Origin of the sequence: Bacillus sp. FSL M8-0025 (genome assembly GCF_037975475.1) — a bacterium.
Classification (GTDB): domain Bacteria; phylum Bacillota; class Bacilli; order Bacillales; family Bacillaceae; genus Bacillus; species Bacillus subtilis.
Genome location: NZ_CP150258.1, coordinates 1087772 through 1103872, shown reverse-complemented (window position 1 = coordinate 1103872; position 16101 = coordinate 1087772). Strand labels below are relative to the sequence as shown.

Here is a 16101-nt window from a genome sequence, read left to right as displayed (position 1 = left end):
TCTTTTATATAGAAAACGAGACCCGCTCCGCCTGAAATTCCGGAGCTTATGGATCCCGCTATAATGTCAGAATGTGCCCTCCGTCAAAGAAATAAAGCGCACATCCCTTTACCTTTGTTTTTGCAATTTGCTCCACTGCCTTCGTGTACAGCTGAATTTGCGTTTCATATCGTTTCTTCAAGATCGGGGCCGCTCCTTCAAATCCATGCTGGAACTTGCCCTCAATCCGGTCCGACTTATAATCCAATAGATATAATCCGCCCTCAGTTTCATAGAGACAGTCAATGATACCCTGCACTAAAAGCGGCTCATCCGCCTCCTGTGCATCAGGATAGATCTCCTTGGCCGGAAGCGCTAAGCTGAATGGTATTTCCCGGTCCTTCCACTTAGCGCCGATCAGCTGTCCGCCGATTTCTGTATGGAAAAATTGCACGATTTCTTCTATATCAATAGCGTCTTTTTGTTCTTCAGTGAGAAGCTCTTTTTCATAAAGCCTGTGAACCGTCTGCTCAGCTTCTTCTATCGACGGCACATGTGACAGCGGGATATGCTGCATAACCGTATGCATGGCAGTCCCTTTCTCTGCCGCTGTCAGGCCTTTTTTCATCATAAAAGCGGGACGTCTGTACAGAATGCTTCCATCAGCCGGTTTTACAGGGGCCCTGCCGCTGTATTCATCCTCGTACTCTCTTTTTCTTTTGATCTCAGAAACCGATTGCTTTGTCCGAATTTGCGTCACCTCGTGATACGGGTATGTCCAGCTCAGCTGCTCGCGGGCTTTTTCATCAAACGCAAACGAGCCGGGAACTGGTTCACCTCGGCGGATCGCTTCTAGGCGCTCGCTTTTTTCTTCCATTCTTTCTTCCAGATCATCATCAAGCAAATCATAGGAATGGATCATTTGAACGGCAAAACGAGCCGGGTGATCTGAGATGTCAGCGTGTGCTGGCACACCAGCCAAATCCTCCAAGTCTCTGTGCCTGGCAAGAGCCGGCCCGATGAAATCTAGATACGTTTTCGCCTGATAGCGGTCAAATTCTGGCAGAAGCCAATCAGTTTGGGACGCGGATGCCTGCCATTTTGCAAGCTGTTTCTGATGATCCTTACATGAGCCAATCAGAAACAGCTTTTCCTTCGCTCTCGTTAATGCAACATAGAGAACACGCAATTCCTCTGACAGCAGCTCCCTGCGCATTTTTTTCTTCATCGCAATGAGCGGAAGTGTCGGATAGCTGATGCGTAATTGCGGATGAATATACTTCGTGCCAAATCCGAGCTCCTTATCCAGCAGGTACGATTTGTTCAAATCCATCATGTTGAAATTCCGGCCGAGACCTGCTGCAAACACGACTGGAAATTCGAGCCCTTTGCTGCTGTGGATCGTCATTAAGCGGACAACATCCTCCTGCTCGCTGAGCGCTCTCGCCGTACCAAGATCATCGCCCCGCTCCTGCATGCGTTCGATAAACCGCAGGAAACGAAACAAGCCGCGAAATGCCGTTGATTCATATTGACGCGCCCTGTCATAAAGAACACGCAAATTGGCCTGGCGCTGTTTTCCGCCCGGCATCCCGCCGACATAATCCATATATTTGGTGTCGCGGTACACTTCCCAAATCAGCTCAGATACTGAGTGGTTTTTCGAAAACGCGCGCCATTTTTGCAGATGTCCGTAAAACGTATTTAACTTTTGATAAAGCTCATCGTTCCGGTCACCAGCAGCCAGGTAGTCTTTCATCGCCTCATAGTATGGCGCTTTTTTATTTTCAAGCCGGATCAAAGACAGCTCGTTTTCATCTGCTCCGACAATCGGTGAGCGCAGCACAGAGGCAAGCGGTATATCCTGATACGGATTATCGATTACCTTCAGCACAGAAAGCGCGACGGCGACTTCGACCGCTTCGAAATAGCCTGACGTCAAATTGGCGTAAACCGGTATGCCCTGTGCTCTCAGCTCCTCCATGATTTGCGGAGCCCAAGGCATGGAGCGGAGCAAAATCACGATATCCCGGTATTGAATATTGCGATGTGTTTTCGTTTTTCCGTCATACACCTTAAATGGCGATGAAATCAGCTTGCGAATTTCCTTAGCGATGGCTTTGGCCTCGAACTGCACGGTTTCAAGCTCTTCTGCTTCCTCGCTTGCATCCGTATCTTCTGCGTTGTCGATCAGCAGCAGCTCTGTTTCCGTCTCGTCATTGTCCGGATACGCTGCACCAAGCTTCAGCTCAGCCTGCTCGTCATAATCGACCTCACCGATTTTGCCGCCCATCAGCTGTTTAAATAAAAAGTTTGTGCTGTCTAAAATATCAGCCCGGCTTCGGAAATTTTTATTTAAATCGATTTTCCGCCCCGTGCCTTCTCCGCTCTCTGTAAACCGTTTGTATTTAGAGAGGAAAAGAAGCGGCTCGGCAAGCCTGAATCGATAAATCGACTGTTTGACATCTCCTACCATAAACAGGTTACCAGTCTCCTCCGGCCCGCTTGTGACGAGCTGCAGAATCGATTCCTGCACGAGGTTGGTATCCTGATATTCGTCAACGAGCACTTCATGAAACTGTTCCTGATAAAACCTTGCAGCCTCGCTCGGCTCACGTTCACCTTTGTCATTCTCAGCTGTCAAAATCGCTAAACAATAATGCTCCAAATCAGAAAAATCGATGATTGATTTTTCCTGTTTCACAGCTTCGAATCGTTTTCCATAGCTGATGACAAGCTGTACGAGCGTTTCAATGACAGGCTTCATCTCGGCTAGGCTTTTCAAGTGCTGTTCAGGACTTCGCGTGAAGTAGTCGGTTTTGAGCTTTTCAAGCAGTTTTTTTGCGCCGTTTCTCAAATCTGTCGCCTCATCAAGGAGCGCTGGATCGAACTCATCCCCTTTTACTGCTTTGGCACGCTTAAAAGAGACGGCGGGCACCCGCTTATATAGTTCACTGAAATCCTCCTGATGCTGAATCAGTTCATCAATCTGAGCAAGATCATCAAGAAAATTGTCAGCACGCGGCGCCGGGCCGCCCGGCGCTTTCGTCAGCTCAAGCGCGCGCAAGAGCTTTTCCTTCGCCCCGTTAAGCACCATTGCAATATCTTCTTTGACATATTGATAAAACGGCAGCTCCTCGATGGCGTTCTTTTCTGATACATCATACAAATGAACAAAGCTTTCCAGCCACGCCTCCGGGTTGGGATGGGATCGGGAATACTCGTACACCTGTTTAACGAGAAATTGCAGATCCAGATCATGCCGGTCTGTCGTATAGCGGTCAACAAGCTCAAAAAACGCCTTTTCGCCCTTTGCGTATTCGTCTTCAAACAGCTCGTCAAGCACTTCATCCCCGAGCAGCTCGCCTTCCGTCTGATCAGCTATCCGAAAGCCCGGATCAAGATCGATCAAGTAGTAATATTTCTTCAGCACTTGCAGGCAAAAGGAATGGAGCGTCGAAATGCTGGCCCGGTTTAAAAGAGACAGCTGGCGTCTAATATGCAGCGAGCCGGGGCGCTGTACAAGCTCTTTTTCCAAGGCTTCTGCGATTCGGTGCTTCATCTCTGCCGCTGAGGCGTTTGTAAATGTCACAACGAGAAGACGGTCTACATCTATTGGGTTTTCCTCCGCGGTGATTTTCCGAATCATTCGTTCAACGAGCACAGCGGTTTTACCAGAACCCGCAGCCGCTGCCACAAGAATATCCTGGCCGGTTGAAACAATGGCATTCCATTGGTCATCTGTCCATGTGCTGTCTGCCGGTTTAGGAATGTTCATTGCCATCCGCCTCCTTTTTTATCCACTCAAGTATTGTCTTGTCCTTTTCAGCCTTTAATGGGCGATACTCGTTTTCTTCCAGTGATTCATCAAATTGGCATACTGATTTGAACGCACAGTATGTGCACGGCGTCTTGTTCTTCATTTTGTACGGCTCAATGGATACGCGTCCGTCGGTGATTTGTTCGCCCGCTTCCTGGAAGGTGCGGCGCACATGCTTTGTCAAAAGATCAAATTCCTTTTCACCGACTGCTGCCGAGTCTGATCTAAGAGATCCGTCTTTTTTCAAGCCGGCGTTTATGATATTTGACCGTCCCTCTTGAAGGGTTGTATCCATGAGGCGAACCACTTCCTGATCACCGAGGAGCAAGCCCTTCATTTTAAATTTCTTAAAGATCTCCTGTTCAATCTCGTCAAGCCCAAGCGGGAGATTAGATTGAATCATCGGGTCATGAATGTGGAAATACAGCACTCCGGCAGGCGTCGCCCTCATCCCGAGCCAGTCAGCTGAATGTGTAATCGATAAATCAAGGTACGTCAGCATTTGCAGTGCCAATCCGTAATATACTTCCGCTAAGTCAAGGCCTTTGTCGCTTGATTTATAATCGACAATCCTGAGGAGCAGGCCTTTTGAGCTTTCAGCCTTATCAACACGGTCAATTCGCCCGACGAGTTCCATCGTACAGCCGTTTTTCAGTTGAAAGGTCAGCGGCGGAAGCGGCCCTTTTCCTCCAAAGCCCAGTTCAAGCCCGATCGGTACGAATCCGCTCGCTTTCGCATGCTCGCTTAAAATGCCGGATACACGTGTCACAATTTTTTGCAGTTTTTCCTTCACATAATAATGCCGGTTTGAGCTGAGCAGAATTTCCTTTTGCAGTTTCGGTGCCAGCCGCTCTACCGCATCATAGGAAAACAGCTCGCATTGCTCTTTCGTTAAATCGCGCCAATCCAGCTTTTTCTCACGCAGCCTGTCTGAAATCAGCTTTAAGCTGGAATGAAACAGCTGGCCGATATCCGGTGCTTCAAGCTTGAAGAATTGCCGTTCCTTCAGATGCAGCCCGTGTGACGCAAAATGGGAAAACGGACACGCGTTAAAGGTTTCCATTCTCGATACACTGCCCTGAATGCGTTCACCATAGAGCTGTCTCGACACGCTGCGTTCAAGCTGCTTCACTTCATTCCGGAAAAACAGGCTTGAGAACAGCTTTTTCGATTGCAGCCTGTCCTGCTCACTCATCAGCACATTGTACGTGCTCCACCAGACGTCGCTGATGTCGTATTCCCGAGTCCATAACCTGAGCTGGCTCGCGGTAAAGGACTGTGCCACGCTTTTATTCACAACATACATCAGCTGTTCCTCATCGCTGACCTGTTCAGGTTCATTTGTTAACAGGCGCTCCTTATGATGCGGAAACAGTTCTTCCAGCCGCTTAACGATCATCGACGGCAAAAGCGTTTTTCCTTCCGCATCAGCAATCGGATACGATACGTAAAGCCGGTCAGACGGACTTGAAAACGCCATGTAGATGAGGAAGTGCTCATCAAGCAAACGCTCCCGTCCGCCTGAGGATAGCTCAACCCCAATCGTTTTCAGCCATTCCCGGTCATCATCCGACAGGACCCCATTTTCATCAGGCCGTGCCGGCAGAACGCCGTCGTTTGCCCCGAGCACAAAGGTGCAGGAGGTGCCATACATTCTGGACAAATCCATATTGCCGACAAACACCTGGTCAAGCGCAGGCGGAATTAGAGAAAACGTAAGCGACTCCGCGCCGGCTTCTATCATTTGCTGAAACAAATCAAGAGAAATCTCATCATCTCCCATCATTTCAACAAACTCCTCAAGCAGCTGAATGACTGCGTCCCACGCCTGCTGATGCTGCTGCGCTTCAATGATTCTGCCGTCATCCTCAGCACGCTGCCTTTCCTGATCCAGCTTCAGCGGCACATCCGTCTCTTCTAAATAACGATAGAGCGCCTCTGCCTTCTCTTGAACCGTCTTCGCTTTTTTCATGCGTTTTTGAAGCTGAAAAAGCGGCGGAACAATCCAATCGCGGGTGTCATTCAACATGTTTTCCATTTCGATTTCCTGATCAGTCTGTGCAAAATCATCATCCAATGACACAAAACGCCTGTATTGGAAACGATCGCCCTTTGTCCAGCGGTCGCCTTTAATACCATAGGCGATACAGTAATTTTCGAGCTGATCGACCTGTTCTCTCACTTTGGCCTTCGGTTCATTGAGCGGGAATAGCAGTTCGGTTTTCACGCAGCGAAACACCGCTTCATAACGCCAATTCCCTTTCAGAACATCAAGGCTTGACCGGATAAATTCAATTAACGGATGGTTCAGCATAGATGCTTTTCCGTCAATGAAATAAGGAATCTCGTAATCTGCGAAAACTTCCTTCACCATATCCTTGTAGTCTTCCGGCTGGCGCGCAAGAATTGCTACATCCTTATAGCGATATCCCTTCTCTCTGACTAGGGCGTGAATTTCCCGAGCAATGCCTTCCAGCTCAGCTCGTCTGTTTGCGGCCTGCATCACAGTAAGGGCTTCTTGTTTTTCTGCGTATGGAACGGCCGGACGCGCTTCATACTGTGCCTCTAGATGCGCCAATTCCGGCGTCTTTGTATGCCGCTCAGTCCCGCTCAGCTCTTTATACGTAATGTCCAAATTCAGTTCCTTCGCCTTCTGATGCAGGCGGTAATAGGTTTTCCCCGTCATTCTGAACAATTCCAGTTCATGCGGCTCCCGCTCATATGACGGCTTGTCCGCTGTGAGCGAAAACGTGATATGCTCCGCATGAACCATAAGCTGCTCCAACACCCTGAATTCCTGCGGGGTAAACTGATAAAAGCCATCCACATAGATATGGGCGCCTTTTATATCTTCCGCAAGCGGGATATGCTCTGCCAGCAATGTCAAATAATCCTCAGAGTGAAGATATTGATCTGCGAGGCTTTTTTCCATTTGCTGATACAGAATTGATAAGTCATGGAGCTTTTCAGATAAAACACGTTCTCCGCGATACTCGGAAGCCGTTCCGCTTTCCGCCATCCGGCGGATATCCTCCGGTTCCAGACAATAGCGCTTAAACTCTGTCAGCATCCGCTCAACCTGTGCGGTAAACCCGCTTTTGTCACTCGCTTTTTGATAGACTTTGAACTCCTGTTTATGCTCCTCAATGAGCTTCCGCAGGAGCATTTGTACGCCGGTGCTCGTCAGAAACGGCCTGCTCATTCCTCCCGTATGCTGGAGGATGCGCCAGGCCAATCGTGAAAAACTGAACACTTGAGCGCGTATCATCCCGCCCATATCTGGCGTTTTAGCAAGCTCGTATTCCATTAAAAACGTCATTTGATCCGGGACTAGAAAAATGATCGGCTTCCCGAATGGAGCCCGGCGCAATTCATCCTGAATGCTGTCGATGATCAGCTTCGTTTTTCCACTCCCGGACCTGCCTACTAAAAACTCTGCTCCCAAATTAGAAGACCCCTCTCTTTTTATCTCTATATATTTTATCGAATGTTGACGAAAATGACCAATCTGATCTATTGGTAAAAACGGCCTTTTCACATATAAAAAGCTGATTATCTCCGCACATCTCTCCCTGCCCAACATATACTTTTACAGAAGCCCAATTCCTAAGAATGGAGTTGAATCCCCTTGCATTACAGCTACTATCCCTATCCGGTGCCATACAGGGAGGATCCTGTTTTGATTCGGAATTTGCAGAAGGCCATCAACGGAGAATTCAGTGCCATTCAATGTTACCGCAAGCTTGCCGAACTCGCCCACAGCGATGAGGTCAGAAAACAGATTGAAGAAATCAGGCGTGACGAGATTCGCCACCTCCGTGAATTTTCCACACTGTATGGTTCAATTACCGGCAAACACATCATGCCGAAACAAACGGAAGAATGCCCGGACAATTTCACAAGAGGACTGGATGCCGCTTTTAAAGATGAACAAGAAACCGTCGACTTTTACTTGCGTGCGGCCGAGGAAACGTCAAACTTAAAAGCGAAAGGCGTCTTTACGCGCGCAGCACGTGATGAACAAAATCACGCTGTCTGGTTCCTATACTATCTGATGGAACGTTAGATATACCCGTTCAGGGTATATGTACATATCCCCTTAGCTAAAAACACACTCCCCTGTTTTTTTCAAATGCAGCCGGGAAACATAAAACCATATACTGTCATACAGGGGGAATCAACCATGGAGCAATATTCTGAAGCTTGTATTGAGGCTTGCATCGATTGTATGAAGGCTTGCAATCATTGTTTCACTAAATGCTTGCAAGAAAGCGTGCAGCATCATCTCAGCGGCTGCATCCGGCTTGACAGGGAATGCGCGGATATTTGCGCGCTGGCGGTCAAAGCCATGCAAACGGACAGCCCGTTTATGAAAGAAATTTGTGCACTTTGCGCCGATATTTGTGAAGCATGCGGCACTGAATGCGGAAAGCACGATCATGATCATTGCCAAGCATGTGCGAAAGCCTGCTTCACCTGTGCTGAACAATGCCGCAGCATGGCAGCGTAAAAAAGAGGGTTCAAAAAAGAACCCTCTTTTTATTTGGACAGCCATACGGAGTACAAATCAATCCATCCCTCTTCATCAAGCACCAGGCCTTTTACATTTTTACTTGATGTCACCTGCAGCACATTTTGATACAGCGGGATCGCATTCAGCTCCTGTATCATCTGCCGGTCAATGTCACGCAGGATGTTGATTCTCGAACAGCGGTCAGGCATGGAAAACATCTGCTCTGTCATTCCTGAGCAAATCTGTGTCAACTTTTCAGATAGATGCTGATACAAGAAACTGTTCTCCGACAGCAGCAAATGCAGAAAACCAAACTCGCTGTCTTGATAAAACGTCGCACTGTCATGAATGATATCCGCCATCTGCACGATTTCCGGCCGTCGCAGTTCAGCAGCATCACAGAATTGAAGTGTAAGCCTGATACCGTGCTGGGCGCAAATATTTTGAATCCATTCGGCGTCCTCACGATGATCCGTTTCCGAAAAGGTATAAAGCACGATTGTTTCGCCCTCGTATCCGCTTTTCTTCAACAATTCAGATGGCGAAACGCCCTCCCACTCAAAAGGACTCGGATGCAAAAAGGACGTAACCGGGATTCTTCGGTGCCCTCCCGCTTCACGAACGAGCCGTTCAGAGGAAATCAGCAGCCGGAGCGCTTTTCTAAAGCTTCGGTGCTGAAGAGGCCCCTTCTTTTTCAGATTGAGCGACAAATACTGAACATGCCGCTCATCAAAAACAGTTTGCTGCTCAGGACATGTTTGTTTTTCTTGAATGGTAAAACCGTTCATCTCTCCGGCTTGCTCAGAAAACACAAACTCAACGCGATCCAAATAGGGGCGTCCCTTGAAGTAGCGCTCATTGGCTTCAAGCACAAGCATCCCGCTGTGTTGCTGATTCACCTGAAAAGGCCCTGTTCCATTTTTCCCGCCGCCCTGTTCTGCCGGCAGTATGGACAGCCGTTCATCACAAAGAGCATACGGCAAAAGCGCATTCGGCTTATCGAGTATGAGCTCCACACAATAAGGGCCTTTTTCTAAGACTTGTTTCACTCCGTGCAGAAGCCATTTATACGGGTTGTCAGCCAGTTCCAAAAAGCGCTGAAACGTAAATGCAACGTCCCGCGATGTCAGCTGCTGTCCATTATGAAATGACACACCTTTTCGAAGAAAAAATCTCCATTGTTTTTTTTCGACCTCTTCCCATCCATGAACCAAATGAGGCTTTGGCTCCTGCATATCCGAATCAAACGTAAAGAGTGTATCAAATATCTGTTTGACGAAATGGCCCTCAGACCGCAAAAATATTTGGCATGGATCCAAACTGCTGACAGATTCAGGCGTGATGAACAGCCGCAGGACATCCTTCGCCCCATTCTCGCCTGTCTCCATCACAAATCCGAATACCTCTGAAAGCCACATGTTATATTCATTTTGAAGCCCTGGAAACGCGGACTGATACTGCTGAAGCAGCTCCTTTGCCTTTTTAAGCTTTCCTGACATGGTATATTCCTTTGCAGTTTGAAGAAGCAGTTCCTCAGGCCTCCGAAGAAACGCGATTTTAGATTTGCGGCCGCGCCCCGCCCCGCTTTCCCGGATAATCCAATTGCTGTTCTCCAGCTTATGTAAAATGAGCTTTGCATTTCTTTCTGTACAAAATAAACAGTCGGCAATCTCAGTAAGCGTCATTTCGTTCATTTGCCCATACTCGGCGCAGCCTGTTTTTACAAGCGCCACGTAGTGCTCTATCAGCTTCAATCCCCGCACCTCCCGACAAAAGGGGAACTTTTATCTCTTCTTTTCTTCACTTTTTGGGCCGCCGCCCCTTCTATACACTACTACTATATCAAACAGCGAAAGGCGGCGATCACATGTTGACCAGTTTTCACTCTATAAAATCGAGATATACCGCTCCCGTTCGGCTCCGCTTTTTCGGCGAATTGCTGACAAGCCTGACAGGTGCAATGATGGGACCTTTTATGGTGCTGTATCTGCATGAACAATTAAACGGCAGTATCATGATACCAATGCTGATCATCAGCCTTCAGCCATTTGCTGATATTTTCCTGACGCTCGCTGCAGGAAAGGCGGCGGACCGGATTGGGCGGCGCACAGCGATTTTGACCGCATTGCTTCTTCAATCAGCGGCAATGACAGGGTTTGTATTTGCTGAGCATGCGTATGTTTTCGCTATTCTCTATGTCATGAATGGCATTGGAAGATCGTTGTACATTCCCGCTTCCCGCGCCCAAATCGCTGAAAGCACGCCGGAAAGCAGACGTTCGGAAGTGTTTGCGATCATCAATGCGATCTATTCGGCGGGTCTGACGGCAGGGCCGCTAGTGGGGATGCTTCTGTACAATCATAACCCCGTGTGGATATTCGCATTAGATGCTGCGGCATTGTTTATCTACTTTCTGATCGCTGCACTGAAACTGCCTGAGACAAAGCCGCTGCACCCAGCTGTTACCCCGAAAATATCCGCGAGCTTTATGATATACAGGCCTGTCCTGCTTCTTTTGCTGCTTTCTCTCCCCATCAGCATGTTATATGCACAAACAGAAACAACATACAGGCTGTTCAGCAAAAACATGTTTTCTGATTATCTGTCCATGCTGACCATCTATTCAGCAGCAAAAGCTTTATTCAGCTGTGTTCTCCAAGTACCTCTTGTCAAAGGGACCGAAAAGCTTTCAATGAAAACGATCCTCTTCATTACTTATATTTGCTACTCCCTTGCGGCAGCCGGCTTTGCATGCTCAACCTCTCTGACAATGCTTTTAGTGACGGCAGCGGTGATGACGGTTGGCGAAAGCATCGGGCTAACCCACATCCAGACCTTCATATCAAAATTGGCGCCGCCTCATTTGCTGGGCCGGTTTTATGCTGTCTATGGTCTGCATTGGGATATATCCCGCTCAATCGGACCGCTGGCAGGCGGGCTGATCCTGACATCATTTGGAGGAGAAGTGATTTTTTACGCTCTTGCCGTGTGTCTGCTGGCAGCGGGTTTATCTCTGACTTACACAATAGAAAAGCTCGAACACAAGGTCATAAGAAAAGTGAATCGCTTATAGAAAATAATTCATAATTTCTTTATCAACAAAAATATACTATAGTAATAAATACATTCACTACGTGAACAATTGGAGTGTTACGTGAAAAAGGAAGAAGGGTTTTACATTGAAGAAAGACGAAAATCTCCTCAAAGATCTATGGTTTATCGCAATCAGTGCAGCCGGGGGGTTTATTCTTTCATTAACCGGAATATCAATTGGATGGATGATCGGAACACTGATTGTCGCCTGCTGCCTCGCCATGATACGGCCGGCATGGCTGATGATGGCACCAGACCAAAAAGGAATTAACCGACGATGGCTCGCCCTCGGGCAGATGATCCTCGGCATCGAATTGGGCCAAAAGCTGAATTTATCCGTTCTCTCTGTTCTCAAAGACCATTGGTTTTCAGTCGGCGTTATGCTGATATTGTCTATCCTGCTGGCCATGCTGTCAGGATATGTGCTTTGGCGTTTCAGCAAAACGGATATGATGACTAGCTTTGTCGGCACCGCTCCCGGCGGACTTTCCGCCATGCCGAGCATCGCACAGGAAGTAGGCGCCAATACCGCTATAGTCAGCCTCGTTCAAATGATGCGTGTGCTGCTCGTGGTGCTTTCCATTCCGTTTTTAGTCATTCTGATCTATACAAAACAAGATCGTACCGCAAGTGCCGCAGCAGAGACAATTTCTTCTGCAACGACAGATTTTAGGCTCGCTCCCGTTTTGTGGACCGTCATTCTTATTCTCGCTGCCTGGGGAGCTTGCAAAGCTGCAAAATTTTTAAAATTTCCAGCTCCATGGCTGCTCGGCAGCATGCTCGGTGTAGCAATTGTACATGTTGGCGGAGCTGCGGTGACAGGGCACGACATGACGGCATGGTGGCCGTCACAAGCTAACCATGTATCACAAGTATTTCTCGGGGCAACGATCGGCTCTAAGATGTACAAAAGCATGTTTGCCGGCGTCACCCGTATTATCATCGTCGGGTTTGTCTCGTCCGTCGGTTTAATCGCAGCAATGTTTTTGAGCGCCGTGATCGTTTCCGAGCTGACAGGAATTTCGCTCATCACTTCTGTTCTGGCATTTGCGCCCGGCGGGATTGCAGAGATGGCGACGACGTCAGTTACCTTACATGCTGATTCCACCTTTGTCGTTGCGGTTCAGGTCATTCGCGTCATTCTGGTTATTGCCCTGCTGCCGCCGTTTTATCGCCTGCTTCACCATCTTCATGGTGAAAAAAAAGACAAAAAGAGCTCAATCAGCGGCAGTAATGCCTAGTTGAAAAAAGGCTTCAAGAACTTTTAATTCGCAAACCATCGAGATGGGGAAATATAAGCGGATATTTCGTTGTTAATGGATCAGATTTGAAGTGAGTGCTGCCAGAGGATGAAATGAAAGAAATAATTGACGACTTACGATTGAAAAAGAGGTTAAAATGAATAACCTCTTTTTCTTATATAAAGATATAAAATGATAAAGGGAAATCTATCGTTACGTTGATTCTCTTATAATAAGCTTTGTTGGCAGTTTAATAATTCTTCTGTTTAAAGTGGCATTACCCGAAATGGACTCGATGATTTTCAACACAGCCTGTTGGCCTAATTCTATTACGGGGATATCAATTGTTGTTATGGTCGGAGTAACGACTTGGCAGATCAATTGGTTGTCAAAACCAATTACAGCTAAGTCTTCTGGAACTTTAAAGCCATTTTTCATCGCCTGTTTAATAATCCCTGCGGCGACTTGATCATTTCCTGTAAATATTGCTGAGGGTCTGTCCTTTAGATCCTTTATCTTATGAAAAACACGAAAGCCATCCTCGATATTAAACATTTCGCCGAATATCCATTCGCTTCTATGATGTAAATTGTAATCTTGTAAAGCTTTCAAGTAACCCTCTTTCCTCTGACATTGAGCTTCGCTATATGGAGTATCAAAACAAAACCCAATTTTTTCATGCCCTCTTTCAATTAAATGTACTACCCCCATGTATGTAGCTTCAAATTCATCATACCCAATTATCGTGATGTCCGCTGAGTGATGATATTCATTACATAATAAGATAGGACCATACTTTAAGAAAGGGGATATCTGATCCCATTCATTTTCTAAAGTTCCAAGAATAATGCCATCCACTTCTTTATGTTTCAATAACTCTAATAATTCTAGCTCCGTCTGTTTGTCATAAAAGGTCTGAAATACAATTACCTTGTAATTCTTAAACAGTGCTTCATGAGAGACCCCTTTTATTAATTGAGCAAAAAATGGATGGTCGATACTCGGAACCGATAAAGCTATCGTTTGAGTCTTATTTCTCCTAAAATTCCGAGCTAAATAATTGGGAGTGTAGTCAAGTTCGTTAATTGCCTTTAAGATCATATCTCTTTTTTCTTTCGACACATACGGATGATTATTCAATACTCTTGACACTGTGGTTTTAGACACATTGCATAATTTTGCTATTTCATCAATTGTAGGCATATTTTCCCTTCCTTAAAAAAGTTGTTGACATGTTACCGATTTCAGAAATTAGGATAAATTTGTAATAAATTTTTAGATTATAAAATCATTGGAGGTACTGTTCATGCAAAAACAGGTTAAGATTTCAGGTAAAAGCAAAGAAAACATGTCACTATTAAAACACTTAAAAGGTGACGTACAAGGAAAAGAACTTGTTATTGAAGACAGTATTGTAAACGAGCGGTGGAAACAAGTATTAAAAGAAAAGATAGATATTGAACATGACCTTTTCAACTATCAAAAAAATCGTGAAATCAGTAAAGTCCCTTTTTTGCCTGTAGACAGATTAATAACCAATGATGAAGTGGAAGATATCTTAAATACATTAACTGAAGTTTTGCCAACTGGAAAATTTACGAGTGGCCCCTATTTAGAGCAATTCGAAAAAGTTTTATCTACATATTTACATAAAAGGTATGTAATTGCAACCAGCAGTGGAACCGATGCTATTATGATAGGTTTATTGGCTTTAGGGTTAAACCCAGGGGATGAAGTTATCATGCCGGCTAATAGCTTTTCAGCTACTGAAAATGCTGTGTTAGCTTTGGGAGGCGTTCCTATCTATGTAGATATTAACCCACAAACATTCTGCATCGATCCTGACAAAATTGAAGAAGCAATAACTCCTTATACAAAGTTTATTCTACCTGTGCATTTATACGGAAAACATTCAGACATGCAGCATATCCGTCAAATCGCAAATCGTTATAAATTAAAAGTAATTGAAGATGCCTGCCAAGGAATTGGACTGACAGACTTAGGAAAGTATGCAGACATCACTACATTAAGTTTTAATCCCTATAAGAATTTTGGTGTATGTGGCAAGGCTGGGGCAATAGCAACTGATAATGAAGAACTCGCTAAAAAATGCATTCAATTTAGTTATCATGGTTTTGAAGTAAATGTGAAAAATAAGAAAGTCATCAATTTTGGATTTAATTCAAAAATGGACAATTTACAGGCAGCAATTGGTTTAGAGAGAATGAAGTACCTTTCATTAAACAACTTCAAAAGACTGTTCTTGGCGGATAGATACATTACCCAATTAGCAGAGTTGCAGAATAAAGGCTATATTGAATTACCAGAATTAAGTGAAGATCATGTATGGCATCTGTTTCCTATTAAGGTAAGAACAGAAGATAGGGCAGATATCATGACTAAATTAAATGAAGATTTTGGTGTTCAAACAGATGTATATTATCCAATACTGTCTCATATGCAAAAAACTCCTTTAGTACAGGACAAGTATGCAGGACTCCAATTGGTTCATACGGAAAAGGCTCATAGTCAGGTACTGCATTTGCCTTTATATCCGTCATTTACTTTAGAAGAACAAGACAGAGTAATGGAGGGACTGTTTCATGTTATTAAGCAAGAAATCGGAGTATAAAACGTTATCCACGGTTGAACATCCTCAGTATATTGTTTTTTGTGATTTTGATGAAACGTATTTTCCGCATACAATCGACGAACAAAAACAACAAGACATTTATGAACTCGAAGACTACCTAGAACAAAAAAGTAAAGATGGGGAGCTAATAATCGGATGGGTTACTGGGAGCAGTATAGAATCTATTCTCGATAAAATGGGACGAGGAAAATTTAGATATTTTCCGCATTTTATAGCTAGTGATCTTGGAACTGAAATTACGTACTTTTCAGAGCATAACTTCGGTCAGCAAGATAACAAGTGGAACAGTCGCATAAATGAAGGGTTTAGTAAAGAAAAGGTTGAAAAACTTGTGAAACAGCTACATGAAAATCATAACATTCTTTTGAATCCTCAAACTCAATTAGGAAAGTCACGGTATAAGCATAACTTCTACTATCAGGAACAAGATGAAATAAACGACAAGAAAAACCTATTAGCTATTGAAAAAATCTGCGAAGAATACGGCGTTTCAGTAAATATAAATCGGTGTAATCCCTTAGCAGGCGATCCAGAAGACAGCTATGATGTAGATTTTATCCCCATAGGGACAGGAAAGAATGAAATTGTAACGTTTATGTTAGAGAAATACAACCTAAATACCGAAAGAGCTATCGCATTTGGGGATAGTGGAAATGATGTTCGTATGTTACAGACAGTAGGGAATGGATATCTGCTAAAAAATGCAACACAGGAAGCCAAAAACTTGCACCACCTTATAACTGATAGTGAGTACTCAAAAGGAATTACTAATACCTTAAAAAAATTAATTGGATCATGAGGA

At 45.3% G+C, this 16101-nt stretch carries 10 protein-coding genes; 6 read left to right on the top strand and 4 right to left on the bottom strand.

The features are described 5' to 3' along the window. Positions 1 to 58 precede the first annotated feature (58 nt). Both addA and addB read right to left on the bottom strand, forming a co-directional pair. Complete coding sequence (gene addA, locus MKX38_RS05685) at positions 59 to 3757, bottom strand: helicase-exonuclease AddAB subunit AddA (protein ID WP_339188915.1); 3699 nt, start codon at positions 3755 to 3757, stop codon at positions 59 to 61. Beyond that, entirely contained in the window at positions 3744 to 7244 is a 3501-nt protein-coding gene (gene addB / locus MKX38_RS05680) for a helicase-exonuclease AddAB subunit AddB (RefSeq protein ID WP_339188913.1), read from the bottom strand. Before addB ends, addA begins: the two co-directional genes overlap by 14 nt. 183 nt (positions 7245 to 7427) lie before the next feature. Here addB and MKX38_RS05675 point away from each other — a divergent pair, with 183 nt between their 5' ends. Both MKX38_RS05675 and MKX38_RS05670 read left to right on the top strand, forming a co-directional pair. Beyond that, positions 7428 to 7865: a ferritin family protein gene (locus MKX38_RS05675; RefSeq protein ID WP_003245806.1), complete on the top strand. Its 438-nt coding sequence runs from the start codon at positions 7428 to 7430 to the stop codon at positions 7863 to 7865. A gap of 117 nt (positions 7866 to 7982) precedes the next feature. After that, complete coding sequence (locus MKX38_RS05670; protein ID WP_033880479.1) at positions 7983 to 8309, top strand: four-helix bundle copper-binding protein; 327 nt, start codon at positions 7983 to 7985, stop codon at positions 8307 to 8309. A 29-nt stretch (positions 8310 to 8338) separates the two neighbouring features. On the opposite strand, the gene MKX38_RS05665 is transcribed toward MKX38_RS05670, so the two are convergent. Further along, the gene (locus MKX38_RS05665; protein ID WP_339188911.1) at positions 8339 to 10066 is read right to left on the bottom strand and encodes an SgrR family transcriptional regulator; all 1728 of its coding nucleotides are present in this window, start codon (positions 10064 to 10066) and stop codon (positions 8339 to 8341) included. A gap of 113 nt (positions 10067 to 10179) precedes the next feature. On the opposite strand from MKX38_RS05665, the gene MKX38_RS05660 reads away from it, so the two are divergent. Both MKX38_RS05660 and MKX38_RS05655 read left to right on the top strand, forming a co-directional pair. Continuing rightward, a complete protein-coding gene (locus MKX38_RS05660) occupies positions 10180 to 11385 on the top strand; it encodes an MFS transporter (RefSeq protein WP_042977776.1) in 1206 nt (401 codons plus the stop codon). Positions 11386 to 11491: 106 nt separating this feature from the next. Beyond that, a complete protein-coding gene (locus MKX38_RS05655; protein ID WP_015383286.1) occupies positions 11492 to 12646 on the top strand; it encodes an AbrB family transcriptional regulator in 1155 nt (384 codons plus the stop codon). Positions 12647 to 12859: 213 nt separating this feature from the next. Here MKX38_RS05655 and ntdR read toward each other — a convergent pair whose 3' ends face one another. After that, positions 12860 to 13849, bottom strand: coding sequence for an NTD biosynthesis operon transcriptional regulator NtdR (gene ntdR, locus MKX38_RS05650; protein ID WP_041339301.1), 990 nt, complete (start codon positions 13847 to 13849; stop codon positions 12860 to 12862). A gap of 103 nt (positions 13850 to 13952) precedes the next feature. Between ntdR and ntdA the strand changes: the two genes are divergently transcribed. Then, positions 13953 to 15278 carry a 3-dehydro-glucose-6-phosphate--glutamate transaminase gene (gene ntdA, locus MKX38_RS05645; RefSeq protein WP_131227291.1) on the top strand — a complete coding sequence of 442 codons (1326 nt, stop codon included), beginning with the start codon at positions 13953 to 13955 and terminating at the stop codon, positions 15276 to 15278. Then, entirely contained in the window at positions 15250 to 16098 is an 849-nt protein-coding gene (ntdB, locus tag MKX38_RS05640) for a kanosamine-6-phosphate phosphatase (RefSeq protein ID WP_038829164.1), read from the top strand. Before ntdA ends, ntdB begins: the two co-directional genes overlap by 29 nt. The last annotated feature ends 3 nt before the right edge of the window (positions 16099 to 16101 follow it).